The sequence below is a fragment of the Luteimonas chenhongjianii genome (genome assembly GCF_002327105.1).
In the GTDB taxonomy this organism is placed as follows: Bacteria; Pseudomonadota; Gammaproteobacteria; order Xanthomonadales; family Xanthomonadaceae; genus Luteimonas; species Luteimonas chenhongjianii.
The window spans coordinates 2,294,032-2,318,430 of record NZ_CP023406.1; the positions used below are offsets into that span (position 1 = coordinate 2,294,032).

The window sequence follows — 24,399 nt, forward strand, 5'->3', positions numbered from 1 at the left end:
TCATGCCGCGCTCGTGCAAGCCAGAGGTCAACCGCCTTGCGCTGAGGATGCAAGCAGCCCGGCGGCCTTCGTCCACAGCCAGCTGCCTGGGGGCCGAGGATCTGCAGGCGCATTCCGCCATGCGGTCTGCGGACGCGCACCGTCTCGCCCACGATCCCGGTGGCGAGGAGCGCGCGCCTATCCGCCGAATACGGGGAACCTGCTCGCCTCCCCATAGTCTGTATCGCGCTCCACGTTCACCAACGTGTCCATGTCGGCATCGGAGATGGTGAAATCGAGTTCGGCGTTGTCCTTCAGGTGCTCGGGATTGGTGGTCTTGGGCAGCGGCAGCAGCCCGAGCTGCAGGCAATAGCGGATGCACAGCTGCGCGACGCTCACGCCGTATCCCTGCGCCATCGCGGCGAGGCTGCGGTCCTCGAGTACGGCCCCGTGCGCAACGGGCGAATAGGCTTCGACCAGGAGGCCTTTGCTTTTCGAATAGTCGATCAGCTCGAACGGCGTGTTGCCCACATGCGCCAGGAGCTGGTTGACGGACGGTTTCACGGTCGCGTTGTCGATGATGTTGTCCAGGTCGACCTGCTCGAAATTGGACACGCCGATTGCGCGGAGCTTGCCTGCGGCCTGTGCCTCCTCGAGCGCGCGCCAGGCCTGCAGGTTGCCCTCGAGGAAATGCTCTCCCTTGCGGAACGCCGACCACGGTTGCGGGCTGTGGATGAGCATCAGGTCGATGTGTTCGACCGCCAGCGCCTTGAGCGAGCCGTCGATCCTGGCCCGCGCGTCGGCGAGCGTCTTGCTCTCGGCGGCGAGCTTGGTGGTCAGGAAGATCTCGTCGCGGGCAACGCCGCTGGTGCGCAACCCCTCCCCCACGCCCCGCTCGTTCTCGTAGGCCTGGGCCGTGTCGATGTGGCGGTAGCCGATTTCGATCGCCCGTCGCAGCAGACCTGCGGCCGCATCGTCGGCGATCAGCCAGGTGCCCAGCCCCAGCTTCGGGATCCGGACGCCGTTGGACAGCGTGTAGTAGTCATCGAGGATCATGGCGCCGCCCTTTGCGTGGATTGCGTCGATACCGGCTCCAGATACTGCGCGTCGGTGACCTTCTCCATCCACGTCACGGGGGAGCCGTCGACCGATTCCTGGATGGCTATATGGGTCATCGCTTCATGCTCGGTCGCGCCATGCCAATGCTTGCTGTCGGCCGGGCACCACACGATGTCGCCCGCGTGGAACTCGTACTTCGGGCCGCCGTCGACCTGGGTCCAACCGATGCCCTCGGTGACGATCAGGGTCTGGCCCGCCGGATGCGTGTGCCATGCCGTCCGCGCGCCCGGCTCGAAGTGCACGATCGCGCCGCTGACCCGCGACGGATCGGGCCGCTGGAACTGTCCGGTGATCGTCACCTCGCCGGTGAAATATTCCGCCGGTCCGGCCACGGCCTTCATTTCGGCCTTGCGTGCAATGTCCATGTCGACCTTCCTCCTGCGCCTAAGTGCGCCAGGGCGTCTGCGGCCAGCGGCGACAGGCCTGCCGCCACTTCCAGCCAGTGCGTCGTTCTGCGGCCGGCCTGCAGCGGCTGGGAGCACGGCGAGGCGATTACGGGGCATTCCTGCGGCGCGGGGCGATGACGAACTTCATACGCCGGCCTCTGTAGGGCCTTGTGACGGATTTCCGAATCACTTCCCGGGCCGCCCGGACGTGCTCGAGATCCGACTCATCCGGGTCGCATGCCGCGATTCGCGCTTTGGCAATACGCGTCGATCGGAGGTCAGTCCTTACCCCGCGGCAAGTCCGTCATGACGTGCCAGGCATGTATTGACGGACAACTGTCGGCTTTCAGATCGCTGGAGTAAAAAAAAGTACCGGCAGGGACTGCATGGCCCCCGACGATACCTGGATGCTGGAAAATCAAGAGCGGAAATGCCCATCACATGGGCTGCAAGGGCGGCTCCCGAGCACCGATGGCGCCCGATAGAGACCGGGCCAATCCGTCTTCTTCTATCGAACGCACATCAGTGGATAGTGCGGAGTCCAGGACACTGCCCGATGAGCAGAAATCACTCCCATTCGATGGTCGCCGGCGGCTTGCCACTGATGTCGTAGACCACGCGCGAGACGCCGCGGACTTCGTTGATGATCCGGTTGGACACGCGGCCGAGGAAGTCGTACGGCAGGTGGGCCCAGTGGGCGGTCATGAAGTCGATGGTCTCCACCGCGCGCAGCGAGATCACCCACTCGTAGGCGCGGGCGTCGCCGACGACGCCGACGGACTTGACCGGCAGGAATACCGCGAAGGCCTGGCTGGTCTTGTCGTAGAGGTCGGCCTTGCGCAGCTCCTCGATGAAGATGTGGTCGGCCTTGGCCAGGATGGCGGCGTACTCGGCCTTGACCTCGCCGAGGATGCGCACGCCCAGGCCCGGACCCGGGAACGGGTGGCGGTAGACCATCTCGCGCGGCAGGCCGAGTTCGACGCCGAGGCGCCGCACTTCGTCCTTGAACAGTTCGCGCAGCGGTTCGACCAGGCCCATCTTCATGTGCTCGGGCAGGCCGCCGACATTGTGGTGGCTCTTGATGACGTGGGCCTTGCCGGTCTTGCTGCCGGCCGACTCGATGACGTCGGGATAGATCGTGCCCTGCGCCAGCCACTTGGCGTTGCTGAGCTTGTTCGACTCTTCGTCGAAGATCTCGACGAACAGGTTGCCGATGATCTTGCGCTTGGCTTCGGGATCGCTCACGCCTGCGAGCGCGCTGAAGTAGCGGTCGCGCGCGTCGACGCGGATCACGCGCACGCCGAGGCCATGCGAGCTGGAGGCATCGGCAAACGTCGTCATGACCTGGTCGCCCTCGCCCAGCCGCAGCAGGCCGGTGTCGACGAATACGCAGGTGAGCTGCTTGCCGATCGCCCTGTGCAACAGCGCGGCAACGACGGACGAATCCACGCCGCCCGACAGGCCCAGGATCACCTCGTCACCACCCACCTGTTCGCGCACGCGGGCGATCTGGTCGTCGATGATGTTGGCCGCGGTCCACAGCGTGGCGCAGCCGCAGATGTCGACCACGAAGCGGCGCAGCAACGCCAGGCCCTGCTTGGTGTGGGTGACTTCGGGATGGAACTGCACGCCGTACCAACGCTTGTCCTCGTTGGCGAACGCGGCGACCGGCACGCGTTCGGTGCTCGCGGTGACGGTGAACCCGGGCGGCGCGGCGCTGACGTGATCGCCATGGCTCATCCACACGTCGAGACGCTGTGCGCCGGCATGGTCGCTCAGGCCTTCGAACAGGCTGTCCTTGGCGACGATGGCGACCTCGGCGTGGCCGTACTCCCGCGCGTCGGCGGCTTCGGTCTCACCGCCAAGCTGCTTGGCCATCGTCTGCATGCCGTAGCAGATGCCCAGCAGCGGCAGGCCGGCATCGAACACCTGCTGCGGGGCGCGCGGCGAGCCGTGTTCGGTGGTCGATTCCGGACCGCCCGAAAGGATGATGCCCTTGGGCGCGAACGCGGCGATCTCGGCCGGATCGTGGTCCCAGGCCCAGATTTCGCAGTAGACGCCCAGCTCGCGGATGCGGCGGGCGATCAGCTGCGTGTACTGCGCGCCGAAATCGAGGATCAGGATCTTGTCGCTGTGCAGGTCGGTCATCGGCATGGGCTTCTGGGTGGAATGACGGCGCTCGAAGCGCTGGAAAACGATAGGCGTGGAGGCGGATACGAAACGGGATCCGCTTTCGCGAATCCCGTTTCGGCGCGCCATGCAGCGGACTCAGCCCGCCTGGTAGTTCGGCGGCTGCTTGGTGATCGTGACGTCGTGCACGTGGCTCTCGCGCTGCCCGGCGCCGGTGATCTTCACGAACTTCGGGCGCGTGCGCATCTCCTCGATCGTCGCGCAGCCCACGTAGCCCATGGTGGCGCGCAGGCCACCGGCAAGCTGATGGATGATGCTGCTCAGCGGGCCGCGATACGGAACACGACCCTCGATGCCCTCGGGCACCAGCTTGTCGGCGTCGGACGAGTCCTGGAAGTAGCGGTCCTTGGATCCCTGCTCCATCGCGCCCAGCGAGCCCATGCCGCGATAGCTCTTGTAGCTGCGGCCCTGGAACAGCTCGGCCTCGCCCGGTGATTCCTCGGTGCCGGCAAACAGGCCGCCGATCATCACCGTCGACGCGCCCGCCACCAGCGCCTTGCCGATGTCGCCCGAGTAGCGGATGCCGCCGTCGGCGATCAGCGGAATGCGGTCCTGCAACGCCTCGGCGACCATGTCGATCGCGGTGATCTGCGGCACGCCGACACCGGCGACGACACGCGTCGTGCAGATGGACCCGGGACCCACGCCGACCTTCACCGCATCCGCGCCGGCGTCTTCGAGCGCCCTGGCCGCGTCGCCGGTCACGATGTTGCCGCCGACCACCTGGACCTGCGGATAGGTCTTCTTCAGCCAGTTCACGCGGTCGAGCACGCCCTGCGAGTGGCCGTGCGCGGTGTCCACGATGATCACGTCGACGCCTGCCGCGACCAGCGCTTCGACGCGCTGCTCGGTGTCGCCACCCACGCCGACCGCGGCGCCGACCAGCAGCTGCTCGTCGGCATCCTTGGCGGCATTGGGGTTGTCGTGCGCCTTCTGGATGTCCTTGACGGTGATCAGGCCGCGCAGCGCGAAATCATCGTTGACCACCAGCACCTTCTCGATGCGGTGCTTGTGCAGCAGGGCCAGCACCTCGGACTCGCTGGCGCCTTCGCGCACGGTGACCAGCCGGTCCTGCTTGGTCATGACGTTGCGCACCGGATCGTCGAGCTTGGTCTCGAAACGCATGTCGCGGCCGGTGACGATTCCGACCAGCTTGCCCTCTTCGACCACGGGTACGCCGGAGATGTTGCGTGCGCGGGTCAGCCGCAACACTTCGCCGATCGTGGTGTCCGGACCCACCGTGAAGGGCTCGCGGATCACGCCGGCTTCGAAGTTCTTGACCTTCGCGACTTCGTTCGCCTGGCGCTCGACGCTCAGGTTCTTGTGCAGGATGCCGATGCCGCCGAGCTGGGCCATCGCGATCGCGAGGCGGGCTTCGGTCACGGTGTCCATCGCAGCGGAAACGATGGGCAGGTTCAGGCGCAGCTCGCGCGTCAGGCGGGTCGCCAGCCGGACATCCTTGGGGAGGATCAGCGAGTGGGCGGGAACGAGCGAGACATCGTCGTAGGTAAGAGCTTCGGCCTGGATGCGCAGCATGCGGGGTGCCGGGGAGGAGGAAGCGCGTCATTCTAGCGCGTTTGCCCCTGTCACGCGGGCAACGCAGCAGTGCACAGTCGGTCTCAAGACAGGCCGCGGCCCGGCCTCAACCCGCGGCTTCGGCTGCCTCGATGGTGTTCTGCATCAAGGTGGCGACGGTCATCGGCCCCACCCCGCCCGGCACCGGGGTAATCCAGCTGGCGCGTTGCGCAGCCGCATCGAAGCCCACATCGCCGACCAGGCGGCCATCGTCGCGGCGGTTGATGCCGACGTCGATCACCACGGCGCCCGGCTTGACCCAGTCGCCGGGGATCAGGGCCGGCCGGCCGACCGCGACCACCAGGATGTCCGCCTCGCCGACGTGCCGGCGCAGCACGTCCGGCGGCGTGAAGCGGTGGCAGGTCGTCACCGTGCAGCCAGCGATCATCAGCTCCAGGGCCATCGGCCTGCCGACATGGTTGCTGACGCCGACGATCGTCGCGCTGGCGCCGCGTACCGGCCGGTCGGTATACGCCAGCAACGTGGTGATGCCGCGCGGCGTGCACGGCCGCAAGCCGAACTGGCGCAGCGCGAGGCGGCCGACGTTCTCGGGATGGAAGCCGTCGACGTCCTTGCGCGGATCGATGCGCTGGATGATGGCGTTCGCATCGGGAATCCCGGGCAGCGGCAGCTGCACCAGGATGCCGTGGACGGCAGGATCGGCATTGAGCCGGTCGATCAATGCAACGAGCTCGCCTTCCGTCGTTCCCACCGGCAGGTCGAAATCGAAGGCCTGGATGCCCACCTTCTCCGCGGCCCTGCGCTTGTTGCGGACGTAGGACTGCGACGCCGGATCGCCGCCCACCAGGACCACGGCAAGACCAGGTCGCTGGCCACCGCCGGCGATGCGCGCATCCACGCGCATGCGCAGCTGATCGAGCAGGGTGTCGGCAATACGCTTGCCGTCGAGGATGCGGGCCGGGGTGGGGTCAGCGGCGGTCATGCGGGCTGTCGGGCGTTCGGGCCGACTATTGTCCCCGATTTCGGCGCCCGGCTTGCAGATGCGTGACGGCGGCTCGATCCTGTGCGGCTCCCCCGCACCCGGAGTTCCCATGGCCGACACCGCCCGCACGCTGTCCGAGGAGACGCGCAGCCGCATCGAGGCCGCTGCGTTCCGGCGCCTGCTTGCGCATCTGAACCAGACGCGCCCGGACGTGCAGAACATCGACCTGATGATCCTCGCCGGCTTCTGCCGCAACTGCCTGGCCGACTGGTACCGCGATGCGGCAAGCGCCGAGGGCGCGCCGCTCGACAAGGAGGCCGCCCGCGAAGCGGTCTACGGAATGCCGTTCGCGCAGTGGAAGGCGGCGCACCAGAAAGAAGCTACTCCCGAGCAGCTCGCAGCCTTCGCGGCCGCGCAGGAGAAGCACGCGGACAGCTGACAGGCCACCCGCCCCGCCCAACCGGCGGCCGGCTTCCCGATTCAATCGGCGACTGGCGAGGAGCGAACGGCGTGGTCACGGGGGACGATCCCTCACTCGTCGCCGCCGCTCGCAACGCGAGGACTCGGCGAGGTGCAGGGCATTGCCGATCTCATCGTGCGTCCCTGCCGGCTCCGTGAATGGCACGCCCGCCCCCAGGCGCGCAATCCGGAAAGCACAAGCCCGCCATTCGGCGGGCTTGTGCGACAGCTGACTCAGTGCGTGCGTATCAGGCGACGATGCCCTGACGCACCGCGTGCTTGTCCGGCGGCGCATTGCGCAACGCGGCGATACGCTCATCCAGCGGTGGGTGGCTCATCAACAGCCGCTTCATACCGGAGCCGACCCCACCACTGATGCCGAACGCCGCGACCTGCTTGGGCAGCGTGCTCTGGCCGTAGGTCTGCGCCAGACGCTCCAGCGCTGCGATCATCTTGTGACGGCCCGCCAGCTGCGCACCGCCATCGTCGGCGCGGAACTCGCGATGGCGCGAGAACCACATCGCGATCATCGAGGCGAACAGGCCGAAGATCATGTCGAGCACGAAGACGATGGCGAAGTACGCAAAGCCACCGCCGCCGTTGTCGCGTCCTCCGTTGAGATATCCGTCGATCGCCCGGCCGACCACGCGCGCCAGGAAGATCACGAAGGTATTGAGCACGCCCTGCAGCAGGGTCATGGTCACCATGTCGCCGTTGGCGACGTGCGCGACCTCGTGGCCGAGCACGGCCTCCGCCTCATCGCGGGTCATCGAACGCAGCAGACCGGTCGACACCGCGACCAGTGCGTTGTTGCGATTGGCGCCGGTCGCGAACGCGTTGATCTCGGGGGCGTCGTAGATCGCCACTTCCGGCATGCCGATCCCCGCCTGCTGGGCCTGGCGGCGCACCGTATTGAACAGCCAGCGCTCGGCCTCGTCGCGCGGGTCCTTGATCACGTAGGCGCCGGTGGCGCGCTTGGCCGACCACTTGGAGATCGCCAGCGTGAAGAACGCGCCGCCGAAGCCGAACAGCGCGGCGAACACGAACAGCCCCCCGTATGTGGACGGGTTGATGCCGAAGATCGCCATGATGATGCTCACCAGTGCGAGCACGGCGAAATTGGTGGCGATGAGAAGAGCGAAACGCTTGAACATTGTCTACCTTGATCGGGTGACGCCTGCGCCAGGCGGAAAGCATGCGGGGAGCAACATGTCGCGACAATCTGCGTGCATGAACGCACGATTTCAATTCACCGGCAGCGCAGCCGGCTGGCCCCTCCCGTGACGGTTCACATGGCAGACAGTTTACCGACGCGACTCGCGGCCTACCGCGGCCGCTTCGCCCCTTCACCCACCGGCCCCCTGCACCTCGGCTCGCTGGTGGCCGCGCTCGGCAGCCACGTCATGGCGCGCCAGGCCGGCGGCAGCTGGGTGGTCCGCATCGAGGATGTCGACCGGCTGCGCGAGGTGCCCGGCGCTGCAGCGGGTCAACTTGCCGCACTCTCGGCGTTCGGGTTCCACCCGGATGGTGACGTTCTCGTGCAGAGCCGTCGCGACGCGCGCTATGCGCAGGTGCTCGAGCAGTTGCTCACGCAGGGCCGGGCGTTCGTATGCCACTGCAGCCGCGCGGATCTCGCGATCGACGGCGGTCGCCACCTCGGCGCATGTCGCGCCAGGTCGGTACGCGCGGACCCCGCGGTGCGACTGCGCGTGCCACCGGGCACGACGATCGGCTTCGACGACGGGATCCGCGGCCCGCAGGTCCAGGCAGTCGACACCGAGGTGGGGGATTTCGTCCTGCGCCGTGCGGACGGCTTCTGGGCATACCAGCTTGCCGTCGTTGTCGACGACCACGACCAGGGCATCACCGATGTCGTCCGCGGCGCCGACCTGCTCGACTCGACGGCGCGCCAGATCCTGCTGCAGCGGGCACTGGGCCTGCATACGCCGCGTTACGCACACCTGCCGCTGCTGGTCGATGCGACGGGCGCCAAGCTCTCGAAGTCGACAGGCGCTACTGCAGTCGATCCGCGTGATCCGCTGCCCGCACTCGCCCGTGCCTGGCACGTACTGGGGCAGTCTCCCCTCGTCGCCGACACACCCGCGGAGTTCCTGGCCGCGGCGGCCGAATGTTTCGACATCACACGCGTTCCGAAGCACGATATGGTCATTGATGCGCTGCACAATACAGCGGTCATCGGCAATGCCTAGACTGCGGCACACGTTGCCGGATCGGCGACATCACCCCATACAGAAGAGGTCGGCATGAGCGGACGCGTGGCACTGGTTACCGGCGGCACCGGCGGCATTGGAACGGCGATCGTCCGGCGCCTGGCCGACAACGGCTATCGCGTTGCTACCAACTACCGCAACGCCGAGAAGGCCCAGGCCTGGAAACAGCAACTGCAGAGCGAAGGCTACGAGATCGCGATCGCCCCCGGCGACGTGTCCAACCACGCCGAAGCCGAACGCATGGTGCGGGAAATCGAAGCGCAACTCGGGCCGGTGGATGTGCTGATCAACAATGCCGGAATCACGCGCGACGGCACCTTCCACAAGATGCATGCCATGCAGTGGCAGGATGTCATCAACACCAACCTCAACTCGGTCTACAACGTCACCCGTCCGGTGATCGAAGGCATGCGCGAGCGCCAATGGGGGCGGATCATCCAGATCAGTTCGATCAATGGTCTCAAGGGCCAGTACGGCCAGGCGAATTACGCGGCCGCAAAGGCCGGCATGCATGGCTTCACGATCTCGCTGGCGCGCGAGAACGCCAAGCTCGGCATCACCGTCAACACGGTTTCACCAGGGTATGTAGCCACGGACATGGTGATGGCGGTGCCCGAGGAGGTGCGCGCCAAGATCGCGGCCGACATCCCGACCGGCCGCCTGGGGCGCCCCGAAGAGATCGCATACGCGGTGAACTTCCTTGTGTCGGACGAAGCGTCGTGGATCACCGGCTCCAATCTCGACATCAACGGCGGCCACCACATGGGCTGGTGATCGAAACCGAGGCCCACTCCAGCCGCAGTCTTCGAAGCGGTCCGCAGCGCTGCGATCCACGCCAAAGGAAAAAGAACGGCGAGACCGCGCATTCAGTAGTTTAGGCCGGTTGCGTGCCCCACCGGGCTGCGCCATGCTGCGCAGCATCAAGGATCAGAGTGTTGGCTTCATGAGTAATGCCGTGCGCATCATCAAGAAGTACCCGAACCGTCGACTCTACGACACGGAAATTTCAAGCTACATCACCATCGAGGATGTCCGACAGCTGATCGTCGATGGCGAGGACTTCGAAGTCCGCGATGCCAAGAGCGGCAACGACATCACCCGCTCGGTCCTGCTGCAGATCATTTCCGAGCATGAGTCCGACGGCGAACCTGTGCTGTCCACACAGCTGCTGAGCCAGATCATCCGCTTCTACGGCGATTCGATGCAGGGCTTCATGGGCAACTATCTCGAACGCTCGATGCAGACCTTCCTCGACCAGCAGCAGCAGTTCCGCCAGCAGATGGGCGGCCTGCTCGGCCAGACCCCCTGGACGATGATGAACCAGCTGACCGAGCGCAACCTGGAGCTGTGGAAGGAGTTCCAGAAGACGATGGTCGGCGCTGCGGTACCCGGCGCCAGACCGGCCGATCGCGACCCGGCCAAGCGCGGCCGCTGATCCGGCGCAGTGTCCGGAACGGCGCGGATTCCGCGCCGTGTTCGTGTCCGTAAACCGGAAATCCGCATGACCCAGACAGCACGCGTCGCCCTCGTCACCGGCGGCCTCGGCGGCATCGGCCGCGCCATCTGCAGCCGGCTCGCCGCCGGTGGCATCCGCGTCGTGGCCGCCGACCTTCCGGCCGATGCCACGCGCCTGGAGGCATTCACCGCCGACATGGGCAGCCTGCCGGTGACGACGCTGGCGCTCGACGTGGGCGATGCCGACGCCTGCGCCGACGCGGTGGCGGAGGTGGAGGGGCGCCACGGCCGGCTCGACATCCTCGTCAACGCCGCCGGCATCACCCGCGACGCGACCCTGCGCAAGATGACGCCCGAACAGTGGGAAGAGGTGCTGCGGATCAATCTCGACAGCGCCTTCCACCTGTGCCGGGCCGCGGTCGAAGGCATGGTCTCGCGCGGGTTCGGGCGCATCGTCAACATCAGCTCGGTCAGCGGTCAGACCGGCAACTTCGGCCAGACCAACTATGCGGCGGCCAAGGCCGGGCTGCACGGCTTCACGATGTCGCTGGCCCGCGAGGTGGCGGCCAAGGGCATCACCGTCAACAGCCTCTCGCCGGGCTATGTGGAAACCCCGATGACCGCACAGATGCCGCCCGAGGTCCTGGCCCGTACCATCGCCAGCGTGCCGGTAGGTCGTGTAGGCCAGCCTGCCGATATCGCCCGCGCCGTCGCCTTCCTCGTCGCCGACGATGCCGGCTACATCACCGGCATCAACCTGCCCGTCAACGGTGGCCTGCTCATGGGCTTCTGACGCCCGCGTGCCGTGACGCGCGGGAGATCACCGCGCGAGTGCGGCTTCGCCGCCTGCGTCCTCACAGAACTTCGCGCGGTATTCCATCGCCTTGGGCATCAAGCCCTCGAGTGTCTGGATGCGCGTACCGGGGTTGGGGTGGGTGGAGGCGAATTCCGGTTGAGATTGCCCACCACTGGCGGCCGACATCCGCTCCCACAGCGGCACCGCCTGATGTGGATCGAAGCAGGCCGCGGCCGCAAGCAGCAGGCCGACGTTGTCGGCCTCGGTCTCGTGCTTGCGCGCGTAAGGCAGCAGATAGCCGTAGCCCATCGCGGCCATCGCCATCTGCTGTTGCTGCGGGTCCATGCCGCTGAGCGACCCCGCCATCTGGCCGATCTGGGTCAGCCGCTGCTGGGCCATGCGTTGCGCACCGTGCCGCAACAGCGCGTGCGCGATCTCGTGCCCCATCACTACCGCCAGGGCGTCGGAGTTCTGCGCCACGGGCAGCAGGCCGGTGTAGACCGCCATCTTGCCGCCGGGCAGGCAGAACGCGTTGGCCTGGTCCGACTCGAGCACATTGACCTCCCAGTCGAAGGTCTCCGAGAACCGGGTCGGTTCCAGTCCGTGCTCGCGCGCAAGCTCGGCCTCGACGGCGTCGACCTTGGCGATCAGCCGCTCGGCGATCAGGCGCACTTCCTTCGCGACCTCGCTGTCGGGATCCACCGGCCGCTCCTGGCCCATGATCTCCTGGTAGGCCTGCAGGCCGAGCGACTTCTCGTCCTCGATATCCAGCGAGCGGTCGATCAGCACTTTCTCGCCGGTCACCGGGTCAACGGTCCGGTTGGAGAAGTAGTAGTACGCGCCATACGCGGCGAACAGCGCCACGATGACGATGCGCATGCCGAAGCGACGCCGTGGGGGGCGCGTGCTCTGGCGGCGGTCGTCGCGGCCGAACGGATCCTGTCTCATGTTTTCTCCCGGACCGGTTGCCCGGCATTGATCACAGTTCGCGCACCACGCGGAACCCGAGTCTGGCATTGGTGGTGTCCACCTGCGCGAGTGCCCGCCAGCTGGCGCGGGTCTGCGCTGGTGAACTGGCCCAGGAGCCGCCGCGGATCACCTGGTTGCGGCACCCCGGATTGATCCAGGCCGAGCCGTCCTCCGGCGCGCGGCGATAGTTCTCGTGCCAGCAGTCGGCCATCCATTCGCTGACGTTGCCAGCCAGGTCGTGAACGCCCCAGCTATTGGGCCGGAACGCGCCCGTCGGCGCCGGGCCCCAGTAGCCATCGCCGTAGTCCGGAAACGCGTTGCCCCATCTGCGGCCGCTCGGCGAGCGGTCGAGGGCACCGGTCATGTTGCCCGTCCCCTCGGGGGGTGTGCCCTCGCCCCACGGGAACCGCTCGCTGCTGCCGCTGCGGAACGCGTACTCGAATTCCGCCTCGCTCGGCAGGCGGTAGCGATGCCCGCTCTGCGCGGACAGCCAGTCGACGTAGGCCTGCGCATCCTTGGCGCTGACGTGCAGGACCGGCATCGTGTCGCCCGCAGGCCGACCGACATAGTCCGAGCGCCAGTCCACGTTGCTGCGTCGCAGGAAGTTGCCGGTACGCTCGTCATAGGCCATCGAGAAGCCGCGGCGCATGGCGCGCGACTGGTAGCCGGTGGCATCGACGAAACGCCGGAACTCGCCGACCGAGACCTCGCGCACCCCCATCGCGAAGCCGCGTTCGAAGCGCACGCCATGACGCGGGCGCTCGTTGTCGGCGGCGTCGTCGTCGCCCGGCAGCGCACCCATCATGAAACCGCCGTGCGGCAACACGATCATCTGCGGGCCGCGCGCGCCGCCTTCGAGCGCATCGGTGAAGACCTGGCCGGGGCGGAAGTCGCCGTAGTGCACCGCCCGGTCGATACGCTCGCGCAGGTCGTTGGCGACGGGGTCGCCCGGCTCGGCGATCGCGATGATCTGCGCCAGGCGTGCTCGGGCCACGCTGACACCGTTGATCCGGGGCAAGGCGTCGACGCCTTCGTCCCGCAGGCGGCGCACATGCGCCGCGCGTACGCCCTCGAGACGGCGCCGCGCGTCCTCGACGGTCGGAAACCCGGGACGGATGTCCGCCGCGTGCGTGAGCCACTCGGAAGCCAGGCGATAGTCCGCCGCTTCGGCAGCGAGCTCGGCGCGACGGATCATTGCGCTCTCGACCGCGGCCATGCCCTGCATCGCGCGTGGCTGTCCGGGGCGCTCCGCCAGCACCTGCCGGAACAGCGCCAGCGCGCCGCCACCCGATTCGCCCAGGTCGCCAGCCTGCAGGGCGCGCTCGGCCGCGCGATTGAGTTCCCGCAGGCGGTCGGCTTGGTCGACGCGCTCCAGATAGGCCACCACCGCCGGATCGCCCGGCGCGAGATACCGGGCGACTGCAGCGAACTCGTGGGCGGCGCGCATGCCGGCCGCCGAGTCGAGTGTGTCGACTTCGACGAGCGCCTGCGCACCGAGCTCGAGCAGCCGGGCCTGGGCGCGCTGCAGGCCGCGCGCGGACGCGCGCTCATACCCCGGCACGCTGGCCAGCCCCAGGTACAAGGGGATTGCCGAATCAGCTGTCGCGTAGAGATCGTCCGCGGCCAGCGCCTCGCCTGCCTGCACGAGCGCCGCCTCGGGATCCTCCGCCGGCAGGGTGACAGCCGGGGGCGTCCAGTTGAGCGCGGCAACGACCGCATCGTCGCCGCTGATCGTGACGCTGCCATCGCCGATCTCGACCTGACTGGCGACAGGCTCGTCGCGGCAGCCCGCAAGGACGAGCGCGCACAGCAACGCGGCGACGAGGATGCTGCGCAAACCTGGCTCCCGAAAACGCATCGCGGCAGATTAAGCCATCACGCCAGTGGCGGCGATGCGCGCCGATCACGGCGATTGCCGCGATGCCCGCACGCCGCTAGGCTCTGCGCGCATGTCATCTCCCAATTCCTGCTGGATCAGTGATCCGGCAACGCTGCAGGCCCGCCTGCCGTCCGCGCCGGCCCGTGTAGGCCTGGATACCGAGTTCATCCGTGAACGCACCTTCTGGCCGCAGCTGGCGCTGGTGCAGATCGCGGTCGAGACCGCCGACGGGATCGAGGTCCTGCTCGTCGACCCGCTTGCCCCGGGTATCGCCGAAGCGCTGCGCCCCATGCTCGGCGATCCGGCCATCCTCAAGATCATGCACAGCGCCAGCGAGGACCTCGTCGCCTTCGGCCATGCCTGCGGCGCCGTGCCTGCGCCGCTGTTCGACACCCAGATCGCCGCCGCGATCTCGGGCACCGGCGCCGGCATGGGCTACCAGCGCCTGGTGCAGGAGACGCTGGGCGTCGCGCTTTCCAAGGGCGAGACGCGCTCCGACTGGCTGCGCCGTCCGCTGTCGGCCACGCAGCTCGAATACGCGGTCGACGACGTCGCGCATCTCTTCGATCTGCACGACACGCTGGCCGCCAGGCTCGATGCGCTGGACCGTGCGGCCTGGCTGGCCGAGGACTGCGCGCGCCTGGTGGCGACCGCGGGGAACATGGAAGGCGAGCGCTGGCCGCAGCTCGGCGGCCGCGCCGGGCTGTACCTCGATGCCGACGCGCAGCGCCGTCTGGCGCGGCTGCTGCGCTGGCGTGAGCAGTACGCGCGCAGCCAGGACCGTCCACGCAGCTGGATCCTCGACAATGAACTCGCCACCCTGCTCGCCCGCGATCCGCCGGCGGACATGGCCGCCCTGCAGCAGCGCCTCGATGCGCATCCCAAGGCGCCGCGAAAGCTGACCACGGTGATCTGGAATGCGCTGACCACGCCCCTGCCCGACGAAGCGGAGATGCCGCTGTCGCGCGGCGAGGAGCCCGACCGCAAGCAGCTCAAGCGTCTGCAGCAGGCAGTCGCCGAGCGCAGCGCGGCGCTCGGCCTGCCCGATGGCGTGCTCGCATCCCGCAAGGGGCTCGAGGCCATGCTCGAAGGCGCCGACTGGCCCGGTGCCCTGTCGGGCTGGCGTCGTGGCCAGCTCGAAGCTGCGCTTGCGCCCCTGCTCGAAAGGACTGGCGAGGCGCGGAACGGATCCGTATAATCGCCAACGCACCATGGGGCCATAGCTCAGCTGGGAGAGCGCGTCGTTCGCATCGACGAGGTCAGGAGTTCGATCCTCCTTGGCTCCACCATGGATACCGCAGAAAAGCCAGGACCCAGGTCCTGGCTTTTCTGCTTTCCGGGCAACCGTCCCGGTCAGCGGTACTGCTTTTCCTCGACGAAGCGTGAGCCCGCAAGCCGGTTGATCCGGTTCTTGAGTTCGACGCGGTCTCCATTGTGACGCGCGACCGCCCGCGCCAGATCGATGAATTCCTCGCCGAAATCCTGCGCCGCCTCTTTCGCGCGCAACGCATCCTGGACGTCCCACATGCGCGTGTTGGCGGCCCGCAGCGCGGTCTTCAGCTCGGTCATTTCGGCTTGCGCGGCTGCCAGCGGCGCCCACAGCGGCAGCAGGCCATCGAGTTCGGTGCGGACGTTCTGCAGCTTCTGCGGGTCCGCGATCCGCTCGGCCTTGATCTCGAGAATGGTGATCTTGTCGGCGAGTTCGCCGATCGAGACCGGGGCCAGGATCGTGCTCATGGAAAGTCCTCTAATGCATGTACGCGGGCCGGCCATGGTAGCGCCGCGATCGCCTGGCCGGCCCGGAGCGGTGCTGGGGATCTCGCCTGCGGCGTAAACTGCGCGCCGGCGCGATCGGCGCCATACGTGGAGCACCCGTGCGTTATCAGCATCGCCTGCCCGTCTGGCTGCACGACTGGATCGACCTCTTCCTGCCGGTCGCGCAGATCCTGCTGATCGTGCTTGCCGCCTGGCTGTTGCGCGTGTGCATGCGCCGGCTCATCGCGCGTATAGGCCATCGCTATACATTGCCGGCCGAAGCGGTCGTGGGTGCGCGCCGCGTCAGCTCGTTCCTGATCTATGCCGGCGCGCTGCTGATGGTCCTCGAGCGCCTGGGCGTGTCGGGGACGGTGTTGTGGACCGCGTTCACCGGCTTTGCCGCGGTTGCGGCGGTCGCGTTCTTTGCCGCCTGGAGCGTGCTGTCGAACATCTTCTGCACGATGCTGATCCTGACCACGCGCCCGTTCCGGCTCTACGACCATGTGGAGTTGCTGGAGAACGGCGAGAAGCCCGGGCTGCGCGGCCAGGTCGTGGACATCAACCTCATCTACACCACGCTGCGCGAGAGCGACGATGGCGATGGTGCCGGCACCAGCCTGCAGATCCCCAACAGCCTGTTCTTCCAGCGGGCGCTGCGCCGGTGGCGCGGGGGCGCATTGCCGACCGCGCGCAGCCGCGGCGGCGCAGTCGATCCGCTCGACGTCTGAGCTGCCCCGCGCCGGGCGGTGCCTATCGGTCTTCCCCCGGCACACTCACCTCGGTGCCCAAGGTCTCGCGCACGTACAGCTGCTTGACCAGCACGTAGAGCACCACCGTCAGCGGCGCGGCGAGCAGCAGACCGACGGTGCCCTGCAGGCTGCCGAAGATCACCAATGAGAACAGCAGCACCGCCGGCGGCAGTTCCACCGCGCGCTGCTGGATCAGCGGCTGCAACAGGTTGCCCTCGATCTGCTGGATCACCAGGTACAGCGCCGCGGTCGCCAGCCCGATCTGCGGGCTCACGGTGAAGCCCAGCAGGATGCCCGGGATGGCGGCCGCGATCGGCCCGACGATCGGCACGAAATCAAGCAGGAATGCGATCAGTCCGAGCGCGAACGGGGCCGGCACGCCCAGCAGCCACAGGCCCAGCCCGGTCAGCAGGCCCACCGCGAGCATCGCGACGAGTTGCCCGCCCAGCCAGAGCCGCAGCGCCGCGGCGCTCGCGGAGAGGGCATCGCCCGCCACTGCGCGCGCGCTGGGCGGCACCAGCAACAGCAGGCCGTTGCGGTACATCTGCGGCTGTGCGGCGATATAGATCGCACCCACCAGCACAAGGAACATGTCCACCACGCCGCCGGAGACGGTGATCGCGATCGCGCCGGCGCTGCTGACAATGCGGCCCATGCTGTCGCGCAGGGTCTCGAGCTGGTCGCTGACGAACGCACCCAGGCTGGTCCCATCCAGCCACTGCTCGAACTGTGCATATGCGCCGGGCAACGCCTCGGTGAGTTTGGACATCTCGCCCGATACCTGCGCCCCGAAGAGCCACAGCAGCAGCGCCAGCCCCCCGCCGAGCAGGATCAGGACGATAGCAAGTGCCAGTCCGTCGCCGACGGGCACCAGCCGTTGCAGCAGATGCGCCAGCGACAGGAACAACGCGGCGACGACGACCGCGCCGAATACCAGCATGAACACTGGAAGCAACGCCCAGGCCAGCACGAGAAGAACGACGAGCGCGAGGACGATCAGGACCTTGCGGGTGAATGGAACAAGATCCTGCGACTGCGGCATCCACGACTCCCTGGGGCACGGGCCGTCGGGCGACGGCGCGGGTCGTTATCCCACGCGCCGCGTCGATGCGCGGTGCAGGTTCACGTCAGCGCAGCTGACTGTCCTTGCTGCCGCGGCGGTTGAAGCCGCTGTGCGCCGCGTCGCTGTCGTGCGCCGCCTGGCAGTCCACGCATAGGCGTACGCCGGGCACCGCATTGCGCCGCGCCTCGGGAATCGGCGCATCGCATTCCTCGCAATGGGCAAGTCCGGGCCCGCTGCGCAGCTTGCTGCGGGCGCGTTCGATCGCATCCTTCACCGTGGCATCGATCTGGTCCTGCACCGCGCCATCACCCGCCCAGCCCGTGGCCATGACCGACTCCTCGAATGTCGCAACGACGAGTGCAGACCCTAGCAAGTGCGCCGTCGCGACAGGATGAGCCACCGCGGCGGTCCATAATGCGTGCGACCGAACTGCGAGGACCGATATGTCGCTGACCCTGCTGCTGCGTTGCGCCGATCCCGGGCGGACCCGCGCGTTCTACGACGCCCTGCCCGGCTTCACCGTCACCCATTCGGCCGGCGAGACCGTCACTGTCACCGGCCACGGCGGGCGCCTGGTGTTCACCGGCGCCGACCTGTGGAATCGCGCGCCGACGCTGACCGGCACCCTCTATTTCACCGTCGACGATGTCGAGTCGTGCTTCGCCCGCATGCAGGGCGCGGCCCAGCTTGCCTGGCCTCTGCAGGACATGCCGTACGGGGCCCGCGAGTTCGCGATCCTCGACTGCAACGGATACGTGCTGGCGTTCCAGCAGGGCAGCTGAGGTGTCTGGCGCCATCCCCCCGCGGCTCGCCATCGTCGGTGGCGGGCCGGCCGGCCTGTTCGCCGCTGAGCGCGCGCGCGCCGCCGGGTTGCAGGTCGATCTGTTCGAAGGCAAAGGCTCGGTAGGTCGCAAGTTCCTGATCGCCGGCAAGGGTGGTCTCAATCTCACCCATTCCGAGCCGCGTCCCGGATTCGATGCGCGATATGGCACACGCGCGCCGCACGTCGGCCGCTGGCTCGAGCGCTTCGATGCCGGCGCCCTGCGCGACTGGGCCGCGGCCCGCGGCGTGCCCACCTTCGTCGGCAGTTCGGGGCGCGTGTTCCCGGAGGATCTGAAGGCCGCGCCATTGCTGCGCGGCTGGGTCCGCTCATTGCGCGAGGACGGCGTGCGCTTCCATGTGCAGCATCGCTGGACGGGCTGGGACGCAGCCGGTGCACTGAGCTTCGAAACGCCCGACGGGCCGGTTGCGCACGTCGCCGACGCGAGCCTGCTGGCACTTGGCGGCGCGAGCTGGCCGCAGCTCGGATCCGACGGCGCGTGGCAAGCGATCCTCGCCGCGCGCGGTGTCGATGTCGCGCCGCTGGTGCCGGCCAACTGCGGATTCGACATCGGCTGGAGCGCGCATCTCGCCGAGCGCCACGCCGGCGCGCCGCTCAAGCCGGTGGTCCTGCATTGGACCGGTCTGGACGGCCAGGCCTGCAGCCTGCAGGGGGAATGCGTACTGACCGCGACCGGCATCGAGGGCAGCGCGATCTACGCGATCTCCGCCGCCCTGCGCGACACGATCGCCCGCGACGGCAGCGCGCTGCTGGAGATCGACCTGGCGCCCGGCCGTGACCTCGCCCGGCTCACGCAGGACCTCGCGCGGCCGCGCGGCCGGCGCAGCATCGGCGAGCACCTGCGTCGCGCGACCGGGCTGGATGCCGCCAAGACCGCCCTGCTGTTCGAGCACCTCGATCGCCCGGCCCTGGAGGACCCTGCGCGTATCGCTGCCGCGATCAAGCGCCTGCCGCTGCGGCTGCGCAGCCCGCGCCCGATCGAAGAGGCGATCAGCAGCGCCGGTGGCGTGCGCCTCGAAGCCGTCACCGACGATCTGATGCTGAAGGCTCTGCCCGGCGTGTTCGTCGCCGGCGAGATGCTCGACTGGGAAGCGCCGACCGGCGGTTATCTGCTGACCGCCTGTTATGCGAGCGCCGCGGTGGCCGCTGACGGCGTGCTGGCGTGGTTGCGGGGGCCAGCCAACCCGGCATAGCCGCGCTGGCGCTGGTCGGCTGCACACCGCCCACGCCGTCGGCGCGGCCGCGACCGTCGCGCGGCCGGCCCGACCCGAAGCGGGTGCCCTGCGCCCACGTAGTCTCAGATGCCTGGCCCGGATCCTGCGTCCAGTTCCAGCCCGGACTCGAAAACGCGGCTGCGTCCATCGATCGGATCATCGAACGCGAGCGCACGCGCGAGCAGCTGCAACGGTGCCCGGGCGGGGTCATCGGCCTCGCGCAGCACCGGATACCAGGGGTCGTGCAGGATCGGCGCGCCGAGCGCGGCCATGTGCACGCGCAGCTGGTGCTTGCGCCCGCTCACCGGCGACAGGCGATAGCGCCAGTGGGGCTCGCCGCGCTCGAGCACGTCGATGCGGGTTTCGCTGTTGGCCGTACCGTCGGCTTCGCGCATGCGGAAGAACGGTTCGCCAGCTTCGATCCGGCTCCGGCGCACCAGCGGAAAACGGACGCCCGGCAACGCGGGCGCGAGCGCTTCGTAGGTCTTGGCGATCCGGGACTGGCGGAACAGTGCCTGGTAGGCGCCGCGCGTCGCAGGCGCCGCGGAAAACATCACAAGCCCTGCAGTCTCCCGGTCGATCCGGTGCAGGGGCACCAGCGCAGGGTTGCCCAGTGTCGCCACCAGCCGCGTCAGCAGCGTCTGGGTGACGAAGCTCCCGGTCGGCGCCACCGGCAGCCCGTGCGGCTTGTCGGCGACGACCAGGTGATCGTCGACGTGCAGGATGGTTTCGCGCGCGGCGATCGCGCGCTCCTCGGCCACCTCGCGGTAATAGCCGATCTCGGCGCCGGGGCGCGCCGGCGTGTCCAGCGTGACCGGTTTGCCGTCGGCGGCGAGTACCAAGCCGCGCGCGATGCGATCGCGCCACGCGGCATCGCCGATCCGGGGAAACTTCGCGACGAGCGCCTCGAGCACCGTGGTCCATGGGCCGGGCGGAAGCTGCAGCCGGCTGGCCGGCACCCCGTCCCGCGGCGGGAACGCGGGTCGGCTCATCGCCGGCGTTCAGTCGGCCGCATCGGCCTCTTCACGCCCCTGCTGGCGGATCACCGCCTCCTGGCGTGCATCCTCGATCGACCACAGGATCGACTCGGTGTCGGCCTTGCGGGTGTCGAAGACGAAACTGCCCGTCAGCGGCGAATCGGCGCGCAGCTCACCGGCTTCGAACAACGCCCACATTTCCTCGCCGTAGTGCGTATCGGCGAGCTCGGGCGCAAAGCGCGCCAGGGTTTCGCGGATGTTGTGCACGTCGCGCAGCAGCATCTCGCGCGCGGCGTTGTTGCCGGCGGCGCTGACGACCTGCGGAAAATCGATCAGCACCGGACCATCCGGTGTCGCCAGCACGTTGTACTCCGACAGGTCGCCGTGGATCATGCCCAGCACCAGCATCCGCACCACGTCGCGCACCAGCATCTCGTGCCATTCGCGCGCCTGCTCGGGCTCAAGCTCCACTTCCGCCAGGCGCGGCGCGCTGAAGCCCTCTCCATCGGTCACCAGGTCCATGATCAGCACGCCATGGAAGAAGCCGTGCGGCTGCGGCACGCGCACGCCGGCGTCGGCCAGCGCATACAGCGCATCGACCTCGGTGGTCTTCCAGGCAGCTTCCTGCTCGCGCCGGCCGAACTTCGTCGCCTTGCCCATCGCCCGCTGCTCGCGGCTGCCGCGGACCTTGCGGCCCTCCTGGTACTGCACGCGGGCCTGGAAACTGCGCTGCGCCATGTCCTTGTAGACCTTCGCGCAGCGCACCTCGCCGCCAGCCTCGACGACGTACACCGAGGCCTCCTTGCCGCTCTTGAGCGGACGCAGCACGGCGTCGATGATGCCGTCCTCGATCAGTGGCTGCAGTCCCTGCGGGATCTTCATGGGGCCGATGGCTTCCGGTATGGCCGCGTATTGTGCGGCCAAACCGGCGCCGGCACCCGAACGGCACCCGACTGCGGCACCTCGCTCAGGGCGTCGGCAGCCCCATTTCCTCGAGGAGCGCCGGCGCCGGATAGACCTTGCCCATCAGCCAGCGCATGTAGCGCATGTCGACATGGATCGCGCGCTTGGTGCGCGGATCGAACCACCAGCTGGCACTGACCGACTCCCAGTTGCTGTCGAAGTTCAGGCCGACCACCTGCCCGCGTGCATCGAGGACCGGCGAGCCGGAATTGCCGCCGGTGGTATCGAGGTTGGTCAGGAAGTTCACCGGCTGGGTCCGGAGCGCTGGATCGGCGTTCCCGGCAAAATCTTCGGCCGCGATCGCCTCCAGCAACGGTGCGGGCGCATCGAACGGGGCCTGGCCGGTGTGCTTCTCGACGATACCGGCGACCGTGGTCACCGGCGAGAACGCGACCGCGTCGCGCGGCGACAGCGCTTCGACGCGGCCGTAGCTGATGCGCAGCGTGCCGTTGGCATCGGGATAGACCGCCCGCCCCTGCGAAGCGCGCCAGTCGAACAAGGCATGCATGTAGGCCGGACGCAGCCGCAACTGCTCGCCGTCGCGGGTCTTGCGCGCATCCTCGAGTTCCAGCTGCGCGGCCACCAGCGGCGCGGCGAGCGCCAGCAGGGGGTCGTCGGCCATCGGGCGACCGTCGCGCGCGGCGGCGAAGCGCGACAGCCGCGCCGGCTCCTCGCCCAGCGATGTCGCCGCATAGACGCGGTCGAGCACGCGCTCGAGGGCTTCTGGCGTGCGGCCGAACGCGGCATCGAAAGCGGGTACGCGCTGCGCGTCGGGAAGCTGCTGGTAGCGCCCGAGCAGCACCGTGAGCAAGGCCTTCTCCGCCTGCGGCGCATAACGCCGCTGCACCTGCTTCAGCACGCCTTCGAGCAATGCCTGGTCGCGCTGCTGGTAGCCCGACTCGCGCATCTCATCGGGCTTGGCGGATTCGATCCGCAGACGCTCCAGCAGCAGCGCCGAGCGCATCAGCTGGGTCTGCGAGGCGACCAGGCCGAGCAGCAGATCGCGCTCACCCTGACCTGCGGCGTCGGCGAGGATCGCCTGCAGTTGCGTGATCGTGGCAAGGTCGTCGCCCGTGGTCCGGGCCAGCATCGCGGCCTCGTCGGCACTGCGCTGGTCGACCGCACGGCTGCGCTGCAGGCCTTCGAGTTCGCCCGCCGCACGCTTCCGGTTGTTCTTCAGCGACTGCAGCTGCGAGGCATAGCGCGTGCGCACGTCGGCATCGGCCGAGCCGGCGGCCTCGAGCGCATCGATGAGCGCGTCGAACACCGACACGCGCTGCGGCAGCGTCGCCTGCACCTGGTGCGCGAACTCGGCCGCGGTGCGGTGGCGGAAGGTCGTGCCCGGATAGCCGGCGAGCATCGCGTAGTCGCCCGCCTGCAGCCCCTCGCGCGCCACCTGGAGGTGCGCCGGCGGCTGATAGGGCACGTTGTCGGCGCTGTAGTCGGCGGGCTTGCCGTCGCGCCCCACATAGGCGCGCAGCAGTGTGAAGTCGCCGCTGTGCCGCGGCCACATGAAGTTGTCGATCTCGTCGCCGTAGTTGCCGATCGCGCGAGGCGGTGCGTAGACCAGGCGGACGTCGCGCAGCTCGAGCTGGGTGATGCGGTAGAAATCGGTGCCGTAGTACATGTTGGCGACGCTGCAGCGCACATTCCCGGCCTGTTCGCACTCGGCGACGATGCGCTTGCTGGCGGCATCAACGGCGTCGAAGTACGCACGGCCGGTGGTGCCGCGCGCGTGCTCGAGCACTTCGTCGGTGACCTTGTCGAAACCGATCGTGACCAGCACGCGGAAATCCGGATTCGAGGGGCGCTCATCGCCACGCCCCTCGGCGATGAAACCGCCTTCGATGATGTCGCGCCCGGGCGTGCTGTTGTACTGGATCACCCCGTAAGCCACATGGTGATTGGTCAGCAGCAGCCCCTCGCCGGACACGAAAGCGCCGGTTCCGCCCCCAACCTTGACCACCGCGCTGAGCGGCGGTGCGGTGACATCGGCCAGCGCACGCGGATCACCGCGGAAACCGACGGCGCGCATCGGCTTCGCCAGCTCGGGCAGTTGGGTCGGCATCCACATGCCCTCGTCGGCATGGGCGATCGCGGACAGGAGAAGGCCGGCCGCAAGGGCAGCAACGGCGGGTCGACGGACAGGCATGGGGACAACCGGGCAAGAGAACAGCCCGCGACCTTAGCCAGCAGCGCGCCCCGCAGCAACGGCCACAGGTCACGTCCGCCCACACACTGCGCCTCAGTCGGCGGGACGGACCCGATAGGTCGGCGTCATCGCGATGGTCTCGACATCGCTCATCAGCTGCAGTTCGCCGTCCTGGATCATCGCGGTCAGGCGCATGCTCCGCTGCAGCAGGCGCGTGCTCGCCTCGACCGAGGCGGGATCCAGGTCGATGACGGTGAGGTTCTTCAGTCGGGTCAGCGAGTTGGCGATCCGCTCCCACCAGATCGCGGCGGCATTGCCGCTGTAGTTGATGATCGCCAGCTGGCGGGCGCGGGCGCTGGCCTTGCGGATGCGGCTTTCGTCGGGCTGACCCAGATCGATCCACTGCTCGATATCGCCGGTGTAGTCACGGCGCCACAGATCCGGCTCGTCTTCGTTGCTCAGTCCACGACCGAATTCCAGGCGCTCGTCGGCGAACAGCGCGAACGCGATCAGGCGCACCATCAGGCGCGCGTCGGTCTCCGACGGATGCTGTGCCAGCACCAGATCGTGGGAGGCGTAGTAATGCCGGTCCATGTCGCTGACCTGCAGCTCGGCTTTGTAGACGGTGGCCTTGGGCGACATCGGAAGAACCCTGCACGAAACGAAGGCGCGGATTGTATGTGAGTCACGCGTCAAGGCCCGAA

The 24,399-nt window shown here is 68.3% G+C and carries 24 protein-coding genes and 1 tRNA gene; 10 read left to right on the top strand and 15 right to left on the bottom strand.

The genetic code is table 11. The annotated features are described in order from the left end of the window. Window positions 1-177 precede the first annotated feature (177 nt). From CNR27_RS10420 to folD, 5 genes are all read right to left on the bottom strand, one after another. A complete protein-coding gene (locus CNR27_RS10420) occupies window positions 178-1,035 on the bottom strand; it encodes an aldo/keto reductase (protein WP_096298547.1) in 858 nt (285 codons plus the stop codon). Beyond that, entirely contained in the window at window positions 1,032-1,463 is a 432-nt protein-coding gene (locus CNR27_RS10425) for a (R)-mandelonitrile lyase (RefSeq protein ID WP_096298549.1), read from the bottom strand. Before CNR27_RS10425 ends, CNR27_RS10420 begins: the two co-directional genes overlap by 4 nt. A gap of 588 nt (window positions 1,464-2,051) precedes the next feature. Continuing rightward, window positions 2,052-3,632 (bottom strand): glutamine-hydrolyzing GMP synthase, encoded by a 1,581-nt coding sequence (gene guaA / locus CNR27_RS10430; protein WP_096300559.1) that lies wholly within the window; start codon window positions 3,630-3,632, stop codon window positions 2,052-2,054. Window positions 3,633-3,752: 120 nt separating this feature from the next. Further along, a complete protein-coding gene (gene guaB, locus CNR27_RS10435; RefSeq protein WP_096298551.1) occupies window positions 3,753-5,210 on the bottom strand; it encodes an IMP dehydrogenase in 1,458 nt (485 codons plus the stop codon). A gap of 106 nt (window positions 5,211-5,316) precedes the next feature. Then, window positions 5,317-6,192: a bifunctional methylenetetrahydrofolate dehydrogenase/methenyltetrahydrofolate cyclohydrolase FolD gene (gene folD, locus CNR27_RS10440; RefSeq protein ID WP_096298553.1), complete on the bottom strand. Its 876-nt coding sequence runs from the start codon at window positions 6,190-6,192 to the stop codon at window positions 5,317-5,319. 109 nt (window positions 6,193-6,301) lie between these two features. On the opposite strand from folD, the gene CNR27_RS10445 reads away from it, so the two are divergent. Beyond that, on the top strand, window positions 6,302-6,631 hold the full coding sequence (locus CNR27_RS10445) for a DUF1244 domain-containing protein (RefSeq protein ID WP_096298555.1): 330 nt from the start codon (window positions 6,302-6,304) through the stop codon (window positions 6,629-6,631). 268 nt (window positions 6,632-6,899) lie between these two features. Here CNR27_RS10445 and htpX read toward each other — a convergent pair whose 3' ends face one another. After that, a complete protein-coding gene (gene htpX / locus CNR27_RS10450) occupies window positions 6,900-7,805 on the bottom strand; it encodes a protease HtpX (RefSeq protein ID WP_096298557.1) in 906 nt (301 codons plus the stop codon). Between the two features lie 138 nt (window positions 7,806-7,943). On the opposite strand from htpX, the gene gluQRS reads away from it, so the two are divergent. The 4 genes from gluQRS to phbB (CNR27_RS10470) all read left to right on the top strand — a co-directional run bounded on the left by gluQRS (window position 7,944) and on the right by phbB (CNR27_RS10470) (window position 11,130). Further along, a complete protein-coding gene (gene gluQRS / locus CNR27_RS10455) occupies window positions 7,944-8,861 on the top strand; it encodes a tRNA glutamyl-Q(34) synthetase GluQRS (protein ID WP_096298559.1) in 918 nt (305 codons plus the stop codon). 54 nt (window positions 8,862-8,915) lie between these two features. Beyond that, complete coding sequence (phbB, locus tag CNR27_RS10460; RefSeq protein ID WP_096298561.1) at window positions 8,916-9,656, top strand: acetoacetyl-CoA reductase; 741 nt, start codon at window positions 8,916-8,918, stop codon at window positions 9,654-9,656. 133 nt (window positions 9,657-9,789) lie between these two features. Further along, entirely contained in the window at window positions 9,790-10,317 is a 528-nt protein-coding gene (gene phaR, locus CNR27_RS10465; RefSeq protein ID WP_096298563.1) for a polyhydroxyalkanoate synthesis repressor PhaR, read from the top strand. A 66-nt stretch (window positions 10,318-10,383) separates the two neighbouring features. Continuing rightward, window positions 10,384-11,130: an acetoacetyl-CoA reductase gene (gene phbB / locus CNR27_RS10470; RefSeq protein WP_096298565.1), complete on the top strand. Its 747-nt coding sequence runs from the start codon at window positions 10,384-10,386 to the stop codon at window positions 11,128-11,130. Window positions 11,131-11,157: 27 nt separating this feature from the next. Here phbB (CNR27_RS10470) and CNR27_RS10475 read toward each other — a convergent pair whose 3' ends face one another. Continuing rightward, window positions 11,158-12,081 (bottom strand): M48 family metallopeptidase, encoded by a 924-nt coding sequence (locus tag CNR27_RS10475; protein WP_096298567.1) that lies wholly within the window; start codon window positions 12,079-12,081, stop codon window positions 11,158-11,160. A 31-nt stretch (window positions 12,082-12,112) separates the two neighbouring features. Beyond that, window positions 12,113-13,960 carry a formylglycine-generating enzyme family protein gene (locus tag CNR27_RS10480; RefSeq protein WP_096298568.1) on the bottom strand — a complete coding sequence of 616 codons (1,848 nt, stop codon included), beginning with the start codon at window positions 13,958-13,960 and terminating at the stop codon, window positions 12,113-12,115. A gap of 91 nt (window positions 13,961-14,051) precedes the next feature. On the opposite strand from CNR27_RS10480, the gene rnd reads away from it, so the two are divergent. Together rnd and CNR27_RS10490 are read left to right on the top strand one after the other, a co-directional pair. Next, window positions 14,052-15,179: a ribonuclease D gene (gene rnd, locus CNR27_RS10485; protein WP_096300561.1), complete on the top strand. Its 1,128-nt coding sequence runs from the start codon at window positions 14,052-14,054 to the stop codon at window positions 15,177-15,179. Between the two features lie 15 nt (window positions 15,180-15,194). Further along, a tRNA-Ala gene (locus tag CNR27_RS10490) sits at window positions 15,195-15,270 on the top strand. A gap of 64 nt (window positions 15,271-15,334) precedes the next feature. On the opposite strand, the gene CNR27_RS10495 is transcribed toward CNR27_RS10490, so the two are convergent. Further along, window positions 15,335-15,718 carry a DUF6165 family protein gene (locus CNR27_RS10495; protein WP_096298570.1) on the bottom strand — a complete coding sequence of 128 codons (384 nt, stop codon included), beginning with the start codon at window positions 15,716-15,718 and terminating at the stop codon, window positions 15,335-15,337. 137 nt (window positions 15,719-15,855) lie between these two features. Here CNR27_RS10495 and CNR27_RS10500 point away from each other — a divergent pair, with 137 nt between their 5' ends. Then, on the top strand, window positions 15,856-16,464 hold the full coding sequence (locus tag CNR27_RS10500) for a mechanosensitive ion channel family protein (protein ID WP_096298572.1): 609 nt from the start codon (window positions 15,856-15,858) through the stop codon (window positions 16,462-16,464). Between the two features lie 22 nt (window positions 16,465-16,486). On the opposite strand, the gene CNR27_RS10505 is transcribed toward CNR27_RS10500, so the two are convergent. Both CNR27_RS10505 and CNR27_RS10510 read right to left on the bottom strand, forming a co-directional pair. Next, a complete protein-coding gene (locus CNR27_RS10505) occupies window positions 16,487-17,527 on the bottom strand; it encodes an AI-2E family transporter (protein ID WP_096298574.1) in 1,041 nt (346 codons plus the stop codon). An 85-nt stretch (window positions 17,528-17,612) separates the two neighbouring features. Beyond that, window positions 17,613-17,876, bottom strand: coding sequence for a DksA/TraR family C4-type zinc finger protein (locus CNR27_RS10510; protein ID WP_096298576.1), 264 nt, complete (start codon window positions 17,874-17,876; stop codon window positions 17,613-17,615). A 115-nt stretch (window positions 17,877-17,991) separates the two neighbouring features. Here CNR27_RS10510 and CNR27_RS15745 point away from each other — a divergent pair, with 115 nt between their 5' ends. After that, window positions 17,992-18,330 (top strand): VOC family protein, encoded by a 339-nt coding sequence (locus tag CNR27_RS15745; protein ID WP_233580162.1) that lies wholly within the window; start codon window positions 17,992-17,994, stop codon window positions 18,328-18,330. A gap of 1 nt (window position 18,331) precedes the next feature. Beyond that, window positions 18,332-19,582, top strand: coding sequence for a TIGR03862 family flavoprotein (locus CNR27_RS10515; protein ID WP_245815603.1), 1,251 nt, complete (start codon window positions 18,332-18,334; stop codon window positions 19,580-19,582). 104 nt (window positions 19,583-19,686) lie between these two features. Here the strand turns inward: CNR27_RS10515 and CNR27_RS10520 are convergent, their stop codons facing one another. From CNR27_RS10520 to CNR27_RS10535, 4 genes are all read right to left on the bottom strand, one after another. Then, on the bottom strand, window positions 19,687-20,595 hold the full coding sequence (locus tag CNR27_RS10520; RefSeq protein WP_096298580.1) for a pseudouridine synthase: 909 nt from the start codon (window positions 20,593-20,595) through the stop codon (window positions 19,687-19,689). Window positions 20,596-20,604: 9 nt separating this feature from the next. Then, on the bottom strand, window positions 20,605-21,462 hold the full coding sequence (locus CNR27_RS10525) for a PA4780 family RIO1-like protein kinase (RefSeq protein WP_096298582.1): 858 nt from the start codon (window positions 21,460-21,462) through the stop codon (window positions 20,605-20,607). A gap of 85 nt (window positions 21,463-21,547) precedes the next feature. Beyond that, complete coding sequence (locus CNR27_RS10530; protein ID WP_096298584.1) at window positions 21,548-23,695, bottom strand: S46 family peptidase; 2,148 nt, start codon at window positions 23,693-23,695, stop codon at window positions 21,548-21,550. 93 nt (window positions 23,696-23,788) lie between these two features. Further along, a complete protein-coding gene (locus CNR27_RS10535; RefSeq protein ID WP_096298586.1) occupies window positions 23,789-24,337 on the bottom strand; it encodes a YaeQ family protein in 549 nt (182 codons plus the stop codon). Between the last annotated feature and the right edge of the window lie 62 nt (window positions 24,338-24,399).